Origin of the sequence: Parasedimentitalea huanghaiensis, from assembly GCF_009753675.1 — a bacterium.
Taxonomy (GTDB): Bacteria; Pseudomonadota; Alphaproteobacteria; order Rhodobacterales; family Rhodobacteraceae; genus Parasedimentitalea; species Parasedimentitalea huanghaiensis.
Genome location: NZ_WQLV01000012.1, coordinates 45,422 through 64,259, shown reverse-complemented (window position 1 = coordinate 64,259; position 18,838 = coordinate 45,422). Strand labels below are relative to the sequence as shown.

The 18,838-nt window shown below is 55.1% G+C and carries 18 protein-coding genes; 11 read left to right on the top strand and 7 right to left on the bottom strand.

All coding sequences use genetic code 11. The features are described from left to right. Positions 1–118 precede the first annotated feature (118 nt). The 4 genes from GO984_RS17350 to GO984_RS17335 all read right to left on the bottom strand — a co-directional run bounded on the left by GO984_RS17350 (position 119) and on the right by GO984_RS17335 (position 4,504). A complete protein-coding gene (locus tag GO984_RS17350; protein WP_157023870.1) occupies positions 119–1,000 on the bottom strand; it encodes a carbohydrate ABC transporter permease in 882 nt (293 codons plus the stop codon). Positions 1,001–1,010: 10 nt separating this feature from the next. Further along, entirely contained in the window at positions 1,011–2,042 is a 1,032-nt protein-coding gene (locus GO984_RS17345) for a carbohydrate ABC transporter permease (RefSeq protein ID WP_157023869.1), read from the bottom strand. Between the two features lie 75 nt (positions 2,043–2,117). After that, positions 2,118–3,362 carry an ABC transporter substrate-binding protein gene (locus tag GO984_RS17340; protein WP_157023868.1) on the bottom strand — a complete coding sequence of 415 codons (1,245 nt, stop codon included), beginning with the start codon at positions 3,360–3,362 and terminating at the stop codon, positions 2,118–2,120. Positions 3,363–3,451: 89 nt separating this feature from the next. Further along, on the bottom strand, positions 3,452–4,504 hold the full coding sequence (locus GO984_RS17335; RefSeq protein WP_157023867.1) for an ABC transporter ATP-binding protein: 1,053 nt from the start codon (positions 4,502–4,504) through the stop codon (positions 3,452–3,454). Positions 4,505–4,661: 157 nt separating this feature from the next. Here GO984_RS17335 and GO984_RS17330 point away from each other — a divergent pair, with 157 nt between their 5' ends. Then, on the top strand, positions 4,662–5,666 hold the full coding sequence (locus tag GO984_RS17330) for a nuclear transport factor 2 family protein (RefSeq protein WP_157023866.1): 1,005 nt from the start codon (positions 4,662–4,664) through the stop codon (positions 5,664–5,666). 50 nt (positions 5,667–5,716) lie between these two features. On the opposite strand, the gene GO984_RS17325 is transcribed toward GO984_RS17330, so the two are convergent. Beyond that, entirely contained in the window at positions 5,717–7,681 is a 1,965-nt protein-coding gene (locus GO984_RS17325) for an amidohydrolase (protein ID WP_157023865.1), read from the bottom strand. Between the two features lie 320 nt (positions 7,682–8,001). Between GO984_RS17325 and GO984_RS17320 the strand changes: the two genes are divergently transcribed. The 3 genes from GO984_RS17320 to GO984_RS17310 all read left to right on the top strand — a co-directional run bounded on the left by GO984_RS17320 (position 8,002) and on the right by GO984_RS17310 (position 10,684). Further along, positions 8,002–9,063 (top strand): Hint domain-containing protein, encoded by a 1,062-nt coding sequence (locus GO984_RS17320; protein WP_157023864.1) that lies wholly within the window; start codon positions 8,002–8,004, stop codon positions 9,061–9,063. Between the two features lie 218 nt (positions 9,064–9,281). Then, positions 9,282–9,902 (top strand): 30S ribosomal protein S4, encoded by a 621-nt coding sequence (gene rpsD / locus GO984_RS17315; RefSeq protein ID WP_138164673.1) that lies wholly within the window; start codon positions 9,282–9,284, stop codon positions 9,900–9,902. Positions 9,903–10,111: 209 nt separating this feature from the next. Then, positions 10,112–10,684: a PA14 domain-containing protein gene (locus tag GO984_RS17310; protein ID WP_157023863.1), complete on the top strand. Its 573-nt coding sequence runs from the start codon at positions 10,112–10,114 to the stop codon at positions 10,682–10,684. A gap of 20 nt (positions 10,685–10,704) precedes the next feature. On the opposite strand, the gene GO984_RS17305 is transcribed toward GO984_RS17310, so the two are convergent. After that, positions 10,705–11,166 carry an Lrp/AsnC family transcriptional regulator gene (locus GO984_RS17305; RefSeq protein ID WP_157023862.1) on the bottom strand — a complete coding sequence of 154 codons (462 nt, stop codon included), beginning with the start codon at positions 11,164–11,166 and terminating at the stop codon, positions 10,705–10,707. Positions 11,167–11,268: 102 nt separating this feature from the next. Between GO984_RS17305 and GO984_RS17300 the strand changes: the two genes are divergently transcribed. The 5 genes from GO984_RS17300 to GO984_RS17285 all read left to right on the top strand — a co-directional run bounded on the left by GO984_RS17300 (position 11,269) and on the right by GO984_RS17285 (position 15,942). Beyond that, on the top strand, positions 11,269–12,693 hold the full coding sequence (locus tag GO984_RS17300; RefSeq protein ID WP_157023861.1) for an aminotransferase class V-fold PLP-dependent enzyme: 1,425 nt from the start codon (positions 11,269–11,271) through the stop codon (positions 12,691–12,693). Positions 12,694–12,782: 89 nt separating this feature from the next. Further along, a complete protein-coding gene (locus GO984_RS23855) occupies positions 12,783–12,917 on the top strand; it encodes a hypothetical protein (RefSeq protein ID WP_280818114.1) in 135 nt (44 codons plus the stop codon). A 165-nt stretch (positions 12,918–13,082) separates the two neighbouring features. Then, on the top strand, positions 13,083–14,168 hold the full coding sequence (hisC, locus tag GO984_RS17295; protein WP_157023860.1) for a histidinol-phosphate transaminase: 1,086 nt from the start codon (positions 13,083–13,085) through the stop codon (positions 14,166–14,168). After that, positions 14,165–15,109, top strand: coding sequence for a prephenate/arogenate dehydrogenase family protein (locus tag GO984_RS17290; protein ID WP_138164667.1), 945 nt, complete (start codon positions 14,165–14,167; stop codon positions 15,107–15,109). The genes hisC and GO984_RS17290 overlap by 4 nt, the downstream gene beginning before the upstream one ends. After that, a complete protein-coding gene (locus tag GO984_RS17285) occupies positions 15,106–15,942 on the top strand; it encodes an extensin-like domain-containing protein (RefSeq protein WP_157023859.1) in 837 nt (278 codons plus the stop codon). The genes GO984_RS17290 and GO984_RS17285 overlap by 4 nt, the downstream gene beginning before the upstream one ends. A 29-nt stretch (positions 15,943–15,971) precedes the next feature. Here GO984_RS17285 and GO984_RS17280 read toward each other — a convergent pair whose 3' ends face one another. Next, positions 15,972–16,973: a DUF2125 domain-containing protein gene (locus GO984_RS17280; RefSeq protein WP_209279433.1), complete on the bottom strand. Its 1,002-nt coding sequence runs from the start codon at positions 16,971–16,973 to the stop codon at positions 15,972–15,974. 66 nt (positions 16,974–17,039) lie between these two features. Here GO984_RS17280 and GO984_RS17275 point away from each other — a divergent pair, with 66 nt between their 5' ends. Then, positions 17,040–17,570, top strand: a complete 531-nt coding sequence (locus GO984_RS17275; protein WP_157023858.1) for a gamma-glutamylcyclotransferase — start codon at positions 17,040–17,042, stop codon at positions 17,568–17,570. 73 nt (positions 17,571–17,643) lie between these two features. Next, complete coding sequence (locus GO984_RS17270) at positions 17,644–18,837, top strand: biopolymer transporter ExbB (RefSeq protein WP_157023857.1); 1,194 nt, start codon at positions 17,644–17,646, stop codon at positions 18,835–18,837. The last annotated feature ends 1 nt before the right edge of the window (position 18,838 follow it).

Genomic DNA, 18,838 nt, shown 5'->3' with positions numbered 1-18,838 from the left:
AGATACCAAGGGGATTTCTGGGCAAACGGGGAGAATTAGTCGGCGGTCAGAAAGTCCCTTGGCATCCTGTTCAGCGCCGGGTGGCGCCCAACAGCGTTATGGCGTGCAGATTTGCTCATCAGCCCTTCACCGCGCCGGCGGTCAGGCCGCTGACGATCTGGCGTTGGAAGAACAGGATCAGTATGAAGAGGGGTGCGGTTGCTGAAACCACTGCGGCAACAGCAAACATCACATTGCCTTGGACCTGAGTGGTGCCAAGGAAGCTGGCGATGGCCGGAACCATCGTCTCGTTCTCGGCGCTGAGCAGCATCGAAGTGACGGCAAAGTCGTTATAGGCCAGCAGAAAGGAAAACAGTCCCGTGGTGACAACGCCGGGCCACATCACTGGAATGATAACATGGCGGAAGGCTTGGAAACGGGTGCAGCCGTCGACCATGGCGCTTTCATCCATGTCCTTGGGAATGTTGAGGAAGAACGAGTGCAGCATCCACAGGGTGAACGGCTGATTGATCGCTACCAGAACAATAATTGTGGTGGGCAAAAGCCCCCAGATGTTCCATTCGAAAAAGGGCAGCATGTAGCCTGAAACCAGGGTGATATGCGGCATGGCACGAAACACTAGTGCAGCCATCAGGATCCAGAAGGCATAGCGGAAACCCGAGCGGGCCAATGCGTAGCCGCCGAGGGTGCCGAAGGTGAGCGAGATCACCACGGTGAAGAAGACCACGATGCCGGTATTCATCACGTTTTTCCAAAACTCTTCTTGGATCCAAGCACCGTGGTACCCTGCGCCTGTAAAGGCGCTGCCGGTTTCTTTGATTGTATTGATGCCATAAAAGGCATTGCGCCAGTCCGCCTTGGAGAAGAAGTCGGATTGGACCTTGAACGATCCCCAGAGCGTCCAGAGGAATGGGAAGGCTGCAATGATCAGCCAGATCGCCACCAGTGCGAAGGAGATTATGGTGAGCGGTGTAATGCGGTTTTGTGCTTTGGTCGCCATGATCGCCTCCTCAGTGAGATTTACGGTTGAAGTCGCGCCAGGTGCGGATCAGCACAGGGGTCAGCAGTATGACAACACCGATAACAGTCAGTATCGAGGTCGCACCGGCGGATCCGTAGAGCGGATTACCACTTTCGCGCAGGTCGTTAAAAATGATCCAGCTGAGCGACGTCGCATGGGCCTCGGCCGAAAAACTTACGATCGGTTCGAAGACGCGGAAATTGTCCATCAGCATCATCAGCGTCACAAAGGACATGAGCGGCGCCAGATGCGGCACGATCACATGGATCAAGCTCTGCCACTTGCTTGCACCATCTATCTGGGCAGCTTCCATTGTATCTTCGGGAACGGTCTGAAGCCCGGCGTAAAAGGTGATGAAGCTGAAGGGCAGCATGTGCCAGACGCCATAAACAATCAGCATGACCCAGGTGAGTGCAGTTGATGCCTTTAGGCTGAGTGAGGGATCGTCAAAGATACGCTGCAATGTTGCACCGATGACGCCATCTGCATCGACCATCCAGTATAGGATTAGTGAACCAACCAAAGGCGTCACCAGGAACGGCAAGAGTGATATGAAGATTGACGGTCCCTTGAGGAATTTTGGCAGGTTATTGACGCCGACCGCAATCGCTAGGCCGAGCACAATAACCATGGGCGTAACCACAGCCGTATAGGTCAATGTAAAGATCAGGGCGCGGTAGAAGGGCAGGTTAAAAACCTGGTCCCAGAACTCACCAAAAGTCTGTGTTGTCCGCCAGGCCTCAGCCAGTTCCTGAAAGGCAAGGTGTGAGCGGTTTGTATATGTCGCCAGCCCATTGAACTTGCCGAGTGGCTGCTCTTCCTGAAGCTTGGCCGTGGCTTCGAGATCAATCGATGTTGTGGGTGTGCATCCAAATGGTCCGCAGCTTTCCGAGACAACAATAACTTGTTCATGCCCAACATGGAGCGACTGGATAAAGACCGAAACAATGGGCAACGCAATGAACAAGATCATCGCGGAGAGCGTCGGCAGGATGAACCAGAGAAATGTGCGATGCTTCATTGCAGTCGTCCCGGTCAGAAATCGAAAGGAGAGGAAGGGAGAGGGCTTTGAGGAGCCCTCTCTTTTCTTGATGGATTATTTGAGGAAGCCAGCTTCCTTGGCAGCTGTGACATAAGCCGCTTCGACATCTGCCAAGGCCTGTTCCGCGCTTTCGGATCCTTTTAGGAAATCGGACAGCTCAGCGCCCAGTGCGCCATGCATGATGCCGATGTAAGGGATCATTGGATAAGGCTTGGCACCGCCCTGAGCTGTTGCGGCAACACCGGCTGCAGCAGGTCCGGGCTTGAAGCCGTCAAGCAGCCAAACTGCGTCGTCATTGTGTGCGGCGACCATTTCCGGGTTCAGAGCACTGACAAGGGCTGCAAAGGTCGCTTCGGCTTCTTCATCCGAGACATTTGCTGCGATGGTGATGCCATCCCACCAGAGGGTTGCGGATGGGATCGAGCCACCTGCAACGGTTGGCGCAGCAGCCAACACGGTGTTGGAGGTGATCTCTTTGGTTGAACCTTCATCGTCAAGGATTGGGTTGCCGCGTGATCCCCACATGATCCCCAGCGAGGCCTCACCCGCTTCCCAAGCGCCTTGTGTCTCGTTCGAGGCATAGGTCAGAATATCAGGGTTGGCATATTCCATCAGCGACTTCAGCATGTTCAGTGTTGCGATGCCTTGTTCGTTGTTCACGTTGGGCTCGGCTGAGCCTGGCTTGAACAGATCACCACCGTGTCCGAGATAGACCATGTTGAACATCTCTCCGATGTTCCAACCCATCTTCATGTTCATAGTGACTGGGTAATCCATGATTCCGGCAGCGCGGATTTTTTCTGCTGCTGTCAGGACTTCTTCGTAAGTGGCAGGAACGGCGCTGACGCCCACCTTTTCAAGCACGTCCTTGCGGGCAAAGAGGTGCTGTGAATTTGCCATGAAGGCAATGGCCATCACCTGACCATCAATGGTGATCAACTGGCTGGGTTTGATGTGTTCACCGTATTTTTCAACCAAATCGTTCAGCGGACGGACAAGGCCATCGTTCATCAGCTGGGTCAGTGTCGAGTTGGCGACAATAACAGAAGTATATTCCGCCGGGTTCGGTGTGAGCGCCGCGTTCATGATCTGACGCGCTTCGGTGGTGTGATTGGGCTTGAATTCGGCCGCAGCTGTGCCGCAGTTGGCCTGAGCTGTGCCAACAACGGCATGGATTGCCGGAAAATCACTGGCGAGAATTCGGATGGATTGGCCTTCGGGACCACAGCCAGCAGCAAATGCTGCCGAGCCCATCAATCCCATAAAGGCTGTTGTAGCGGCGATTTTTCTAAGAAACATGTTGTTCTCCCTGTTTTCGCGAGTTTGGATGCACACTCCCCATGTGCACCTTGAATGCCCCAAGGGTTTCGCTTGAGGACTTGATGTGTTCAGGTCTTAATCCGCTCACCCGTTTGACCGTCGAACAGGTGGCAGATTTCAGGCGGCACAGTGATGGACACCATGTCACCAATCTCGGCGCGGAAATTTTTGTCGGCTTTAACTGAGACAAGTGCCCCACCAACACGGACCGATATCATTGTGGCGTCGCCTAACAGCTCCATTGTGTAGATTGGCGCGTTGATCTGTCCGCTGCCGTCTGCCGCAAGGGACGCATCTTCGGCGCGAAAGCCAAGTGTTAGAGGACCATCAGGGGCCGCCAGACCGGTGATCTCGACAAGGTTGGTACGGAAGGTGCCATTTGCGATTTCACCTTCCATAAGGTTCATCGCGGGGTTGCCAATAAAGCTGGCAACAAAGGTATTTGCTGGCGTGTCGTAGATGTCTGTTGGACTGCCAACCTGCTGCACCACGCCCTTTTTCATCACTACAACACGGTCGGCCAAGGTCATGGCTTCGATTTGGTCGTGGGTCACATAGATCGTCGTAACAGCCAGTTCATGGGATAGGTTTTTGATCTGCGCACGGGTTGAGACACGCAGTTTGGCGTCGAGGTTCGACAGTGGTTCGTCCATTAGGAAAACATTTGGTTCCCGCACAATGGCGCGCGCCAATGCCACACGCTGGCGCTGACCGCCGGACAGTTCTGCAGGTTTGCGATGCAGAAAGTCATCCAGTTCCACCATGGCGCTGGCACGACGTACTTTTTGATCGTGGGTAGAGCTGTCTACGCCACGAACCTTGAGCGGGAAACGGATGTTCTCATAGACGTTCATGTTTGGGTAAAGCGCGTAGCTCTGGAATACCATTGCGACATCCCGGTCTTTGGGTTCTAGATCGTTGACGGTTTTCCCGTCGATCAGGATTTCCCCTTCCGAAGCGTCTTCCAGCCCGGCGATCATACGCATTGTCGTCGTCTTGCCGCATCCTGATGGGCCAAGAAGAACAAGGAACTCTTTGTCGGCGATGGTCAGGTCAAAGTTTTCGACCCCGACAAAGGATCCCCAGCGCTTACCTACATTTCGCAGTTGAATTTCAGCCATTTGTCCCCCGGTGGAATCAATTTGCATACGCTTGCAAAAACGTTAGCCGACAAAAGATACATCAGGCAAGACTTTTTTGCATACGTATGCAAAGATGCCGGAGCAGGTGATTCATTTTGCTGCAAAAATCGCGAATATTGGGAACATCGGAAAACTTATGATCAGCTTTCAGGCCGAGAAACAGGTGGTACGCGACTTCTACGCATCGCTAAATAGCGCCAACGACGACGCACTTTCGGGTGTTATGAGCAAATATTGCGCGCCAGACTTATTATGGCGAGGGTTCCATCCCTTTGATCAAATTCGAGGCCCCGAGGCAGTGGCAGAGCAATTCTGGGTCCCGCTTCACCAAAGTCTGACACGGCTGCAGCGGCGGATGGATGTTTTCATGGCCGGCGCCAACATGTTTGATGCTGATGACGGCGTCTGGGTAAGTTCGATGGGGCATTTGATGGGGCTGTTTGATCAGCCCTGGCTTGGCATTCAGCCCACCGGAAAAATGGCGTTTCTGCGTTACTGCGCCTTTCACAAGGTTGTGGAGGGTAAAATTGCAGAAACGGCCATGTATTTTGATATCCCGCATCTGATGATGCAGGCAGGGTTACAACCATTCCCGCCGCAGACCGCAGCGCATCTGGTGCAGCCGGGGCCCGCGACGCACGATGGGCTGTTGTTTGATGCGCAGCCGGTCGAGGAGGGGGAGAAAACCCTGGTGGCGATTAATGCGATGATATCGGATTTGGGCCAATGGGACAGTGAATTGACGCTGGAGCAGGAGCTGGCGCAAACTTGGTGTGACGATATGATCTGGTGGGGCCCAGCAGGGATCGGAGCCACCTACACAATCGAGCGTTATGCCAAGCAACATTCAGGCCCGTTTCGCGCTTCGTTTACCGAGCGATCCAAGACCAATCATATCTGCCGAATGGCTGAGGGTCACTATGGCGGGTTCTTTGGTTGGCCAAATTTCACAGCTGTGCCGTCAGGCGGGTTTATGGGAATGCCTGCAACGCAAAAGGCCGGAGAGTTTCGTGTGATTGATATCTATCGCCGCGCAGGGGGTAAGCTCGCTGAGAACTGGATTTTTATCGACCTGCTGCATTTCTGGAAGCAGCAGGGCGTTGATGTTCTGGCCCGGATGGCTGGCATTTCCAAAACCTGAGACCAATGAAGCCCGGTCAGTTTAACCTTACCGGGCCTTCGGCGTGTGACTCAGCCGCCGAGCTGGGAAATCACAACTTTGCTTAGCGCGCGCCGCAGTTCGCCATGGTCATGACCATCGTCAGGGCACTGGCCGTCAGCGATACAGCGCATCTGGTTCAGGTCCGGGTTGTCTGTCGCAGGCGTGATATCTTTCTCAGCATAGTCGATCGCAGTTGGTAGCGTCAGGAATGCTTCTTGGTCAGGGGCGTTAGGCGCCTGCTGCACGCGGCCCTCAAAAATGGTGCCCCAGACCGGAATGTCCTTCAGCGCCATGAGGTCTACTTCGTAGGGGTTTTGTTCCAGGACTGTCAGGTTGGCCAGCTTGCCGACCTCAATAGATCCGATCTCATCTTCCATTTGCAAAGTATAGGCCGCGTCGAGGGTGACAGCTTTCAATGCGGTTTCAAGGTCAACGCGCAGTTCGGGCCCGGCGACGGTGCCCTCGGCGGTGATGCGATTGACGGCCGACCACATCAGCAGCAGCGGAGAGGCTGCGGCCATTGGCATGTCTGAGTGAAACGAAATCGGCATCCCGGCGTCAGCGGCTTCTTTTAGGGGAACCATACGATTGGCGCGTTCTGGTCCAAGCCCGAATTCAGCGTATCGTCCGGCAAGCGCGGTGACATAATAGGGATTGGCACTGACAATAGCGCCCAGGTCGGCGGCACGTTGTACCTGTTCCGGTGTTGCGACACCAAAATGTACGATGACGGTTCGGTGGCCAAAGCGAGGGTTGCGGGCTTGGGCAGTCTCTAGATTGTCGAGCAGTACATCCATGCCTCCGTCACCGTTGACGTGGATCGAGATCTGATAACCAGAGTCCCAATAGGCTTGGAAGGCTTTGCTATACAGTTCAGGTGGCATGATCCACTCGCCGTGGTGACCATCTGTGTAACCGTCTTTCATTTGCATCAATTGGCTGTAGATGGCGCCATCGATAAACAGTTTGACCTGCTGGGGTAGAAACCGCGAGCGCCCTTCACCCCAGTCCAGCACTGCACGGGTTTCTTCGACCATCCGGGCCGCACCGTTTTGTTCCAAAAAATTGACAGCAAAGGTTTTGCCATCCGGAATGAAGTAGTGATTGAAAGGGGTGAGATCGTCACCATAAACACTATTGACGACCTGCTGTAGCGGTTGTGAGACGACACCGCCGGGTTCAGCAGCCAAGGTGATCCCATTACGCAAATAATAGTCTTCGCTGAATTCCAATCCCTCGATCAACAGCTCTGTCGATGCCATTGCCGGGGCCAGTGAACCGAGCAGCAAAAAGAACCCGGATTCATAAAGGTGGCCGTTTTCTAAATCCGTTTGTGCTTGAGCGGATTCGGGCAGGGTCTCGACCAGGCCGGTATTGATGCCAAATTTTTCCATTGCCACCGAATTGAGAAATACCTCATGGGCAGACCGGTGCCAGATAATCACCGGAAAATCGGGGGCCAGTTCATCCAGCATCGCGCGCGACATCGGGCCATGAAAATAGTGATGGTATCCCCAGGAAACAAAATTCTCATTGGGGTCATGGGCTGTCAGCGCTTGTTGCAGCCGTGCCTGATAGGTCTCGGGGTCGCGCACAGCGGGGGAGGTGCCACGGGTGGTCTCCCAATCCTCGATGGCGATCACAGTCTGGGTCATCGTGAGTGCGGTCAAGATTGGATGCACATGCGGTTCAATCAGCCCGGCGATCAAAACATCGTCGCCAAAGCGGGTGTCGATGGTATAGCCGCGTTGTTTGGCCAATGTGGACATTTCAGCCAAACTGCCAACGGCGGCGATTTTGTCGCCAAGCACCGCAACGGCCTGTGCGCGTGGCTGGTTAGGATTCATCGTGATAATGTCGCGCGCAGTATAAACTACGCCAGATTTTTCCGCCCCAAAGGAAGACGCAATGTCTTGCAGGCTTTCGGCGTTGGCAGAACCAGCTGCTGACAATAATGAACAGGCAAGGGCGGTGTTTCGGAAAAATTGGGTCATATTAAGCTCCTCAATGAATACCCTGAGGCTAGTCTTGGTGATGGTCAAAATAAACAGTGGCTGCTCGAAATTTGTGCAAAAAGTGTGGGGTTATCGGTTGGTTGGACACGGGCCAAAAGCGAGTGCACAGCATTCAGGGGAAACTCATTATGGCCGGGAGTTTTGAAGCCAAGGAGATGGCTCGCTGTTGGGGTCGGTTCAGTTGGAACTGATGTTTTAAGAAGACACTGCAATTGGTTGTTAAACTTTGATCTTTGTAGACGCGTCAAGCTGTGTTAACGAATCGCTAATAAAAAATAAAAGAGCAGGCATACAGGTAAATGAAAACGGGCTTTAAAGGCACGTTTGTCATCTCCTGGTCACAAACAGAAATTGACGGCCTTTCGGCCGCACCGATGGATGCACTGGATGTTGGGGCCGCATGGTCTTGGCATGGGGATGCTGTGCGGGTCGATGGGCCAACGGAACTGTTGCGGCTGGATATGGCGAATGGTGAGGCGGATCTTCGTCGTCGCGCGGCACGATCCGTGCGACGCTTGGTTGGGGCGGCGGTGCAGCACCGTACGGATGTGGCGGCCGTCGAGGTTGATGAACCTCTACTGGACAGCAGCTTTGTCGTCACAAACGGTGTGCAAAGCTATACTGTCACACTGATCGAAGTGGGGCCCGATCAACGGCCGTTACTGATGTTTGTTGACGAACTGCCTCCACGCGACACTGATCTCTGGGTGGTGCATCATTCGATGGGCTGTATTGCTGCGCCAGATCAGCCAGCTGAGGGAGGGGTCATTTGCTTCACCCCTGGCACCCGTATTGCAACGCCTGAAGGTCCACGCTTGGTAGAAAATCTGCGCGAAGGCGAGTGGGTTCAAACCCGAGACAATGGTGCCCAGCAAGTGCTGTGGATCGGGTCTCGTAGAATGTCTGGCGCGCGATTGTTTGTGATGCCCAAGCTGCGGCCGGTGCGAATCAAGGCCGGAGCCCTGGGCATTGATCGCCCCGAAGAAGAGCTTTTGGTTTCGCCCGAGCATCGGATGCTGGTGCGTGGTTCAACTGTGCAGTCCCTGTTTAATACGTCCGAAGTTCTGGTGGCTGCGCGGGACCTGATTAATGGGTCGACCATCATCAGGGATCTGGCGGTGCGTGAGGTCACCTATGTGCATCTCTTGCTCAGTGATCATCAGGTGATTTGGGCAAATGGCGTCGAAACCGAGAGTTTCCATCCTGCCAATGCCGCATTGTCGGCGCTGGATGACAGTGATCGGTTGCGGCTGATACAGCTATTGCCGGGGCTTGACTGTGATCCGCTGTCCTACGGCGGCTTTGCCCGCCGCAATCTAAGTGCGCCAGAGGCGGCCATTCTAGCGCATGAAGCTGCATAACTTCTCCAATTACCTCCTACCTCGTAAATAGGAGGGGGCGCAGTGTCGACTCAGTGTTGACACTGCGCCCCAACCCAATATAAGCGCCGCTCTATTGGTGTTGGTGGGCCCCGCAAGGGGATCCCTGTCATGTTCGGGACCTTCGGATTTCGGGCAAGAGGACAACGCCCTTCATAGTGGTCCATTCCGGGCCACGATTTATACGAAGGATATCAGCCGTGACTAAACGTACAGCTGCCAAATACAAAATTGATCGCCGTATGGGCGAAAACATCTGGGGTCGTCCTAAGTCCCCAGTAAACCGTCGTGAATATGGCCCCGGCCAGCACGGTCAGCGCCGCAAGGGCAAAATTTCGGACTTTGGTATCCAGCTGCGCGCCAAGCAGAAGCTTAAAGGCTACTACGGCGACCTGACCGAAAAGCAGTTCCGTCGCATCTATGGCGAAGCTGAGCGTGTTAAAGGCGATACCGGTGAAAACCTGATCGGTCTGCTGGAGCGCCGTCTGGACGCAGTAGTTTACCGCGCCAAGTTCGTTGCAACAGTTTTTGCTGCACGTCAGTTCGTCAACCACGGCCATGTTCTGGTAAACGGCAAGCGCGTCAACATTCCTTCGTACCGTGTCAAAGAAGGCGACGTGATCGAAGTACGTGAGAAGTCCAAGCAAATGGCTGCTCTGCTGGAAGCTACTCAGCTGCCAGAGCGTGATGTTCCAGACTATCTGGACACCGACCACTCCAAGTTTACAGCCACTTTCGTGCGCACACCAAACCTGGGCGACGTTCCTTACCCTGTTGTTATGGAACCAAACCTGGTCGTGGAATTCTACGCCAAAAACTAATTCTGCTTTCCATCTGGATTCAGATCAAAGGGCTGCCAATTTGGCGGCCCTTTTTTGTTGTATCTGTCCACTGTTTTTTGGGGGGGCGTCGGTCAAATGTGGCTGTCGCAGCGGATTTGTTGGAATTTAATTGTCAAACAGGAGGTTTGCACAATATCCTGATGACAACAGGGGCTGAGAATAGTTCCGGAATTTTTTGGGAGTGCAATATGAAGAGAATCTTCACTGCTGCAATTGCGGTCGTAGCCATGTTTGCAGGGAGTGTGCTGTCAGCGGCACCACTAAAACTAACCCCCGCAAGTCCACAGCCTTCGGGCGTGAAGGCTGGCCTTAACGTCCGCTATGCCTACCCAAGTGATGTAAAAAGTCTTGCGCAGGCCCGTAGCGCACTTAAGTACCGGGTCGAAGCTGGTCCGCCTTTGTCTGGGTTGGATTATCGCGACACAAGCACAGGGCAAAAAGCGCTCACTTCAAAACGATCCGAGCGAGTGGTTGCTGACATTAGCGGCTACGTGAAATTTGATAGGCCTGGTGTCTTTACCATCGATTTTTTGACGAATGACGGTCTTCACGCCGTGATTGGTGGACAGCTTGTCGGGAAATTCGATGGGCGCCAAACCTGTCAGGAAACTTATGCTGTTGACGTCGAAGTTCCCAAGGCAGGGTGGTACCCAGTTAAGATCCTCTATTTCCAACGTATGAAGACCTCATGCTTGCATATGCGCAGCGGCCCTAAGGGGGGCAGGGTGACTTGGATGCCAAACTCGGCATTTGGTCGGTAAATACTGAAAGCGCCCGTGGCCTATAGGGGCAGCGGGCGTCCTTCTGCGATGGACTCCATTGCAAAATACGAGGTGACGCTGTCCAGTTCGATGCCGTCGATCAGCCGCTGGTAGACATGGTCGTACCCAGCCATATCTTCAGTCACCACCTTTAGCTGATAATCATAATCGCCCCCAATCCGATGAAAATCGACCACTTCAGGGATGGTCAGCACATGGCGGCGGAAATGTTGCAGCCATTCGGCCGAATGGTGGCGAGTGCGCAGCATCACAAAGACCACCAGATCCAATCCCAATTGTTTGCGATCAACGCGCGCCGTTGACCCCATCAGAAGCCCACGTTCGTTCAGCACCTTTAGGCGTCGCCAGCAGGCGTTTTGAGACAGACCAACGGTTTCCGCCAAATCGCGTTGCGATAGGCTGGCGTCCTGCTGCAGGGCGCGAAGAATGGATCTGTCGATTTGATCTATATTTTTGCTCATAAGAGATCATACGACACACATTTAGGCAAATCTACTTGTAAATTGGTGAAGTTTTCGCGGAAAATTTCGTTCATCTTTGTGGGTAGCACACAGGAGCGCGCAATGACCCTCGCAGATTTCAAAACATCAATCCAAACCGCAACTAAAGATGGTAGCTTGCAGGCTGGGGTGATTGGCGACGGAGTAATGATACCGGGGCTGAACGGGGATGTTCCTTTGGTCTATGCTGACTACGTCGCGTCGGGCCGTGCGCTGCGCCAGGTCGAGGATTTTGTCGCCGAAAAGGTGCTGCCCTATTATGCTAACTCTCACACCGAAGCCTCGTATTGCGGGTCCTATGTCACCCGTATGCGCCGCGAGGCTCGGGCAGAGATTGCTCGGGTGACGGGGGCAACGCAGGACGATACAGTAATTTTTGCCGGATCGGGTGCAACCGCCGGTCTGAACCGCTTGGTCAGTCTGTTGGGGATTGAAGAGGCGAGTGACCCAGTGGTTTTTCTGGGGCCTTATGAACATCATTCCAACATTTTGCCCTGGCGCGAAAGCAAAGCCAAGGTGGTAGAAATCCCCGAAGCGCGCGATGGTGGAATTGATCTAGATGCTTTGCACCGGGCGCTTAAAGAGCATGCCAGCAGTGATCTGAAAATAGGCAGCTTTTCAGCCGCATCAAATGTGACTGGTATTTTGACCGACCCTGATCCGATTAGCCTGCTGTTGCACGCGCATGGGGCTTTGTCGATTTGGGATTATGCGGGCGGCGCTCCCTATCTGCCAATCGATATGGGGGGCAATGGTGCGGCCCGCAAAGACGCGGTGGTGGTTTCACCGCACAAGTTTCCGGGTGGGCCGGGTGCCTCCGGTGTTTTGATCGTCAACCAAGACGTCGTGCGTCGCCGCTGCCCGTCTTGGCCCGGAGGTGGTACAGTTAGTTTTGTATCGCCCTGGTCTCACGAATACAGCAATGATCTGGCCGCACGCGAAGAAGCCGGCACGCCCAATGTGATCGGTGACATTCGTGCAGCACTGGTGTTTTTGGTCAAAGAGGCTGTTGGTCAGGCTGAGATCGAGGCCAAAGAAGAGCATTTCACGAACATGGCGCGGAAAAGCTGGGCTAATAACCCTCATCTGACCTTGTTGGGGCATCCAACGGCATCACGTTTGCCCATTTTCTCTTTCTTGGTGACCGGCTCAACCGGGGCACCGGTACATCAGCAGCTGTTTACACGCATGCTTAGCGATATCTACGGCATTCAGGCCCGCGGTGGTTGCGCCTGCGCTGGCCCCTATGCGCATCGCCTGCTTGAGATTGACCAAGATGCCTCGGACGAGTTGTTTGATGATCTGAAGGCCGGCAAGGAAATGCGCAAACCGGGCTGGGTGCGGTTGAACTTTTCGTATCTGATGAGTGACGAGACCGCGCAGTACGTTATCGACTCTGTCAATGAGTTGTCCCGCAACGCAGAAGAGATGGCCGAGCAATATTCGGTCGATCAAAGCACTGCCCGGTTCAAAGCACTTGTAGCATGAAGCACGCGTTGGTGATGCGCGCATAGGGAGACTGCTGCGAATTTCTGTGCCAAGCTAACACTGTTTTTAAACAGTTGGAGCTTTGTATTATGGCCCAGACATCGTTTGCCATGGTCGAAGGGGACCTCACCGCCAAACTGACCGCCACCAGAGGAATGACGCCAGCACAGGTTAATGCCATCGCAGGTGCAACGACTGAGACCATGAAATCTGGTGCTGGGTAGTTTGCCGAACAGCTGACAGGCAAATTTCTAATACAAAAAGGCAGAGGTGAAGCTTAAAAACTGCAACCGGCGCGCTGATTTCCGCGTCTGAACCGGCTCTGTGATGTTGCGGCTTCCCCAAGTCCGCTGGGGAAGCTATTAGGGTGCCGACAAGGAGCCCTATACATGAACAAGATCACACCGCAGCCCGGTATTATGGACATCGCCATCTATCAGAGTGGTGCGGCTCATGTGGCCGGGGTCAGCAATGTGGTAAAGCTGTCGTCGAATGAAAACCCTTTTGGCCCCAGCCCCCGTGCGGTTGAGGCAATGCAGGCTGCGGCAGCGCAGATGCACCGATACCCAAATTCGGATCACGCGCCGCTGCGTCAGGCGATCGGAGAGGTTCATGGGCTGAACCCGGATCAGATTATTTGTGGCGCAGGCAGTGACGAAATCATTGCCTTTCTCTGCCAGTGTTATGCTGGACCTGGCGACGAGGTTCTGTACACGGAACACGGGTTTTCGATGTATCGCATCAGCGCATTGGCCGCTGGGGCAACCCCGGTTGAAGTTAAAGAACGCGAGCGGGTGACGGATGTTGATGCGCTGCTGGCTGGCTGTACCGACCGCACCCGGCTGGTGTTCATTGCCAACCCGAATAATCCTACCGGCACCATGGTCAGCGAGGCCGAGGTGGCCAGGTTGGCTGATGGCCTACCTGATGGGGTGCTGCTGGTGCTGGATGGTGCCTATGCAGAATATGTCGAAGGTTTTGATGCTGGCGCTGCACTGGTTACATCGCGCTCAAACATCGTGATGACGCGGACGTTCTCCAAGCTGTATGGCTTAGGCGGCGCTCGGATTGGCTGGGGGTATGGCCCTAGGGCGATTATTGATGTGCTGAACCGGGTGCGCGGACCTTTCAACGTATCATCTACGGCGCTGGCTGCGGCCGAGGCGTCGATCTGTGATCTGGATTACGTCGCCAAATGCCGGGCCGAAAACGCTAAGTGGCGAGGCTGGCTGGCTGAGGCACTGGCCGAAGTTGGCGTGGTGTCGGATATTTCCTGCACCAATTTCATTTTGGCACGGTTTGGCAGTCAGGGTGAGGCCGAGGCCTGTGATACATATCTCCAAAAACAAGGGCTGATCGTACGCCGGGTGGCTGGGTATAACCTGCCAGAAGCTCTGCGGATCACCATCGGTGACGAGACCGCCTGCCGACAATTGGCGCAGGCGGTGAAAGATTTTAAGAATGGTGCTAAATGACCCAACCAGTATATGACCGCGTCGCCCTGATTGGGCTGGGATTGATTGCCTCCTCGATGTTTTGGGCGATCAAACGCTCAGGGTTGGCTGGCGAGGTGACAGGCTATGCCCGCAGCGCTGAAACCCGTGAAACCGCACGGCGCATTGGGCTGTGTGACCGGGTTTGTGAAAGCGCAGCTGAGGCTGTCGAAGGGGCTGATCTGGTGGTGCTTTGTGTGCCGGTTGGTGCCATGGCTCCGGTTATGCAGCAGATTGCACCGGTTCTGAAACCGGGCGCGACACTGTCCGATGTTGGATCAGTCAAAGGCCATGTGGTCGAGGCTATCCTGCCGCACCTGCCCGAAGGCGTGCACTTTGTGCCCGCGCACCCGCTGGCAGGAACCGAGCATTCAGGACCTGAATCCGGCTTTGCCGAACTGTTCGACAACCGTTGGTGTCTGTTGGTCCCTGTCGAAGGATCAGACCGGGATGCAGTGGATCGCCTGCGTAGGCTTTGGCAGGGCATGGGGGCTAACGTTGATGAGATGGACGCAGATCACCACGATCTGGTGCTGGCGGTGACCAGCCATACGCCGCACCTGATTGCCTATACCATGGTTGGCGTTGCCGACGATCTGCGCCGGGTGACTGATAGTGAAGTGATCAAGTATTCCGCTGCGGGTTTTCGTGACTTTACCCGGATTGCCGCTTCGGACCCAACCATGTGGCGCGATGTGTTCCTGACCAACAAAGAGGCTACACTGGAAATACTGGGTCGCTTCACCGAGGAATTGTTTGCTCTGCAACGGGCAATACGAACTGGTGATGGTGATCATCTGCATGACTATTTCACCCATACCCGCGCTATTCGCCGTGGCATCATCGAGGCAGGTCAAGATACTGACGCCCCCGATTTTGGCCGTGGTCAGGCCGGGGGGCAAACCGGAGGAACGGACAAATGAGCACAGTTTCTGGATCCGTTGCGCTGATACTTGCGCTGGTCGCTGGAGGCGCAGCCTTTGCGGTCTCTCCCGAAAGCTCGCTCCGCCCCGAGGCCCGTCCTGTTGCCAGCGTGCAAATGGCAGCCCTAAGCGTGGATGTGCCCTTGAATGGGATGTTACGCCCGGTTGTTCGCCCAGTATCGGAACAGATCCTGAGTGTGGCTGCGCGGCCAGCAGATCTGCAATCTCTGGGACCAGAGATATCGCTGCGCCCAAGCCTGCGACCCGACAGTGTGTTAGAGCAAGCCCTGTTCAAACGCCGACAACGTCGTAAGGGCGCTGTCTGTGGCAATCTTGATATACAGGGTGAAGAGGTTGGCGCTGTTCCGGCAAAATTGAACGGGTGTGGCGCTTCGAACGCTGTGCGAATTCGATCGGTGTCGGGGGTGACACTCAGCCAGGCTTCGGTGATGACCTGTGAAACGGCACAGGCGCTAAACCGTTGGGTCGACAAGGGGTTGCAACCCGCATTTCCTCGCAGAAACAAGGTCGAAACCCTACGCGTGGCCGCCCACTATGCCTGTCGGACCCGTAACAACCGCCCCGGAGCTAGGATTTCGGAGCATGGTAAGGGCAAGGCAATCGATATCTCTGGCTTTACCCTGGCCAATGGCGAGACGGTAACCGTGCTGCAAGGGTGGCGTGACAAGGGATATGGCAAACGCTTGCGTAAAGCCTGGAAAGCGGCCTGTGGTCCCTTTGGCACCGTATTGGGCCCCGAAGCCGACCGGTATCACCGCGACCATTTCCACTTTGATACCGCAAACCATCGCAGTGGTTCTTACTGCCGATAACCGTAGATGCGGCTGGCAGGGGCAAAGTGTCAGCGCAGGATCAACCTTGGGGCTGCGCCAATAGGGATAGGGCCAAGCGAGACATATCCATCGCGGAAAGTCAGTTGTGTGTCGAGATCGCCTGAATTCCCGCCAAAGCCGGAAAACAATGCAAGTACCCGCTCGATGCCATCGCGGGCGGAAGCCGGGAGGGCACCAGCCTGCTCTGCCATACTTAGCATCTCACGCCAGTTCTCGATCTTGAGGGCGATCACCCCGGTTGGTGATCCCCGCTCGTCCACTTGCAGTTCGCCAGTAGCCTTTAGTCGCAGCGCCCCCCAGTGAGCATCAGCCAGTTTCAGGTTGATATGACGTGGCTGCGGGCGGCGCAGTTCCAGCGCGCTCCGGTTCCAGCTGGTGTCAAAGGTCACTTCCATGTCCAGATCCAGAGTTTCAAAACTACTGGGCAAGGCATCGGTTGCTGCGAACAAATGACGTAAACTGGGACCCGGGGAAAATTCAGTGGCCACAAACTCGACCCGATAAGTGAGTGGTGAGGAGGTTCGTACCATCCCCAATTGCATTGAGGTCGCATCCGCCAGAGAGCCGTCGTCGGTGCTGATACGCCAGTGATCTGAACTAAGTGCAAACGCCTCAAGTGTTAGCGCTAGGCCAGGTTCGAGATGCAATTGGGCCTGCATATTGGCGGCCTCGATTACTGCCGTTTGGTCGAAGTAAGAGAGCCGTTGCGGTGTTGGCGCAAAACGCAGGGTCTGGCGACCTGGCCAGATCGCGGGGCTGTCAACGTCCAGCCAGTCGGCGCGCCAGGCCGTGCCGGTGCCGGGGTCGGCCAGCGTTGGTGACGTGATACGGGTTGCATGATGGGTGGGGAAGCCACCGCTGCCCAAGGATGAGTATTCCGCTTGCCAGCCTTGGCGTTGCTGTTCTGCAAACCAGGTGCTGATGCTATTGCGCAGACCCCAGCCCGCAGCAAACCAGTACAACGACCATAGCAAAGAAGCCCCTAAAAGCACTTTTAGCAAACGCAGCATCAACAACCTCTTTTGTCCTAGCAGGTTTTGCTGTTTATAGGCCCGAAACCAGTGAGGACCAGTGCAATGACGATGTGGGTATTTGGATATGGATCGCTTCTGTGGCATCCCGGCTTTCCGGTGGCCCGGCAAGAGGTGGCTACCCTGTCTGGCTATGCCCGGTCCTTTTGCATGAGTTCAATCCATCATCGCGGAAGCGAAGAAAATCCCGGATTGGTTTTGGCGCTGGATGAAAACGCAGAAACACACTGCACAGGGTTGGCACTGGCGGTAGAAGCTGGGCACGAAGAGGCAACGCTGGCTGGCTTGCGTGAACGAGAGTTGATTTCGTCGGCCTATGTTGAGCGCGATTTGGAAGTCAATCTGGCGAGCGGTGAGTGTGTCACTGCTGTCACCTATGTTATTGATCCGCATCACGTGCAGTATTGCGGCGGGATGAGTTTGGAAGACCAAGCGCAGATCATTGCAGTCGCTGTGGGTGGCCGCGGTCCAAATACTGAGTATCTGTATAACACTGCAGCACATTTGGCTGAGATTGGGCTTCGGGATGCTGATCTGGACTGGTTGTCGAACCGGGTACGCATCCTAAGCGCATAAAGCCTTGGCTCTTTGGATTGATAGCCTGTAGGCTTGGCCACGAGAGCAGATAAAGTTTCAGGAACACCCAAGTATGGCGCAGCCAGACCGCGAGACCCGAGTGCAATTTTCGCAGCCGGTCCGCCAAATCATGATGATGTTGATCGCACTGGGCCTGTCTGGGTTTGGTGCTTTTGTGGCCTTGCCGCGTGTGCTTCCGGTGTTTCAGGCCAATCCCTGGCTGAACGGCTTCATTCTGCTGGTTTTTGTCTTTGGTGTCCTTGCCTGTTTCTGGCAAGTGGTACAGCTGATCGGATCGGTGCGTTGGATCGAACGGTTTGCAGCAGACGATATCGGCGATGATGTGCGGCCACCGTCGCTCTTGGCGCCACTGGCCACGATGCTCAGGTCTCGCGCAGCGCGGATGCAGCTCGGATCATCCTCGACCCGGTCCATTCTGGATACCGTTGCCAACCGCATTGACGAAGAGCGCGAGATCACGCGCTATATCGTCAACCTGTTGATTTTTCTGGGGCTGTTGGGAACATTCTATGGGTTGGCCACAACTGTGCCAGCAGTGGTGGAAACCATTCGTAGCCTGTCGCCAAAAGAGGGCGAAGAAAGCCTGGCTGTTTTCAAACGGTTGATGACAGGGCTTGAATCTCAACTGGGGGGCATGGGCACGGCCTTTGCGTCGTCGCTGTTGGGGTTGGCTGGATCGTTGATCGTCGGCCTGCTGGAGTTGTTTGCGGGGCATGGTCAGAACCGGTTCTACCGCGAGCTAGAGGAATGGTTGTCGACCTTTACACGGGTTAGCTTTTCGTCGGGTGAGGAAAGTGCTGGCAGCGAAACGGGGGTGGTGGCCGAGGTGCTGGACACTATGGCCGAACAGATGGATGCGCTGCAGGCGATGTTTGTGCAGTCCGCCGAGGGCCGCGATCAGGTCAATGAAAAGCTGGTTGAGCTGGTGAACGGCATTACCGCGATGAATGACCGTCAGGATCAGAATGACAGTATTGCGGCCTCTCTGGAGCGGGTGGCCGTGGGTCAGGAGGCCCTGACAGAGGTGATGCGCTCGTATGGGAGTGACGCCGGTATTGACGCAGAAAGCCGTATGCGTCTGCGCTCGATTGATGTGCAGATGTTGCGTATCCTCGAAGAGATTTCGGCGGGCCGTCAGGAAAGCATGGCGGAGCTGCGTCGCGACATCGATCTGCTGGTTAAAACCTTTGCTCGTCCGCGTGGCCGGGCCCGTACCGCAGTGACACCTGACTCCGGAGAGACCTGAT

Bases quoted from the DNA above. Each gene is read 5' to 3' on its own strand.
- GO984_RS17350 (WP_157023870.1), bottom strand. From the start codon at position 1,000: ATGGCGACCAAAGCACAAAACCGCATTACACCGCTCACCATAATCTCC.
- GO984_RS17345 (WP_157023869.1), bottom strand. From the start codon at position 2,042: ATGAAGCATCGCACATTTCTCTGGTTCATCCTGCCGACGCTCTCCGCG.
- GO984_RS17340 (WP_157023868.1), bottom strand. From the start codon at position 3,362: ATGTTTCTTAGAAAAATCGCCGCTACAACAGCCTTTATGGGATTGATG.
- GO984_RS17335 (WP_157023867.1), bottom strand. From the start codon at position 4,504: ATGGCTGAAATTCAACTGCGAAATGTAGGTAAGCGCTGGGGATCCTTT.
- GO984_RS17330 (WP_157023866.1), top strand. From the start codon at position 4,662: ATGATCAGCTTTCAGGCCGAGAAACAGGTGGTACGCGACTTCTACGCA.
- GO984_RS17325 (WP_157023865.1), bottom strand. From the start codon at position 7,681: ATGACCCAATTTTTCCGAAACACCGCCCTTGCCTGTTCATTATTGTCA.
- GO984_RS17320 (WP_157023864.1), top strand. From the start codon at position 8,002: ATGAAAACGGGCTTTAAAGGCACGTTTGTCATCTCCTGGTCACAAACA.
- GO984_RS17310 (WP_157023863.1), top strand. From the start codon at position 10,112: ATGAAGAGAATCTTCACTGCTGCAATTGCGGTCGTAGCCATGTTTGCA.
- GO984_RS17305 (WP_157023862.1), bottom strand. From the start codon at position 11,166: ATGAGCAAAAATATAGATCAAATCGACAGATCCATTCTTCGCGCCCTG.
- GO984_RS17300 (WP_157023861.1), top strand. From the start codon at position 11,269: ATGACCCTCGCAGATTTCAAAACATCAATCCAAACCGCAACTAAAGAT.
- GO984_RS23855 (WP_280818114.1), top strand. From the start codon at position 12,783: ATGGCCCAGACATCGTTTGCCATGGTCGAAGGGGACCTCACCGCCAAA.
- hisC (WP_157023860.1), top strand. From the start codon at position 13,083: ATGAACAAGATCACACCGCAGCCCGGTATTATGGACATCGCCATCTAT.
- GO984_RS17290 (WP_138164667.1), top strand. From the start codon at position 14,165: ATGACCCAACCAGTATATGACCGCGTCGCCCTGATTGGGCTGGGATTG.
- GO984_RS17285 (WP_157023859.1), top strand. From the start codon at position 15,106: ATGAGCACAGTTTCTGGATCCGTTGCGCTGATACTTGCGCTGGTCGCT.
- GO984_RS17280 (WP_209279433.1), bottom strand. From the start codon at position 16,973: ATGCTGCGTTTGCTAAAAGTGCTTTTAGGGGCTTCTTTGCTATGGTCG.
- GO984_RS17275 (WP_157023858.1), top strand. From the start codon at position 17,040: ATGACGATGTGGGTATTTGGATATGGATCGCTTCTGTGGCATCCCGGC.
- GO984_RS17270 (WP_157023857.1), top strand. From the start codon at position 17,644: ATGGCGCAGCCAGACCGCGAGACCCGAGTGCAATTTTCGCAGCCGGTC.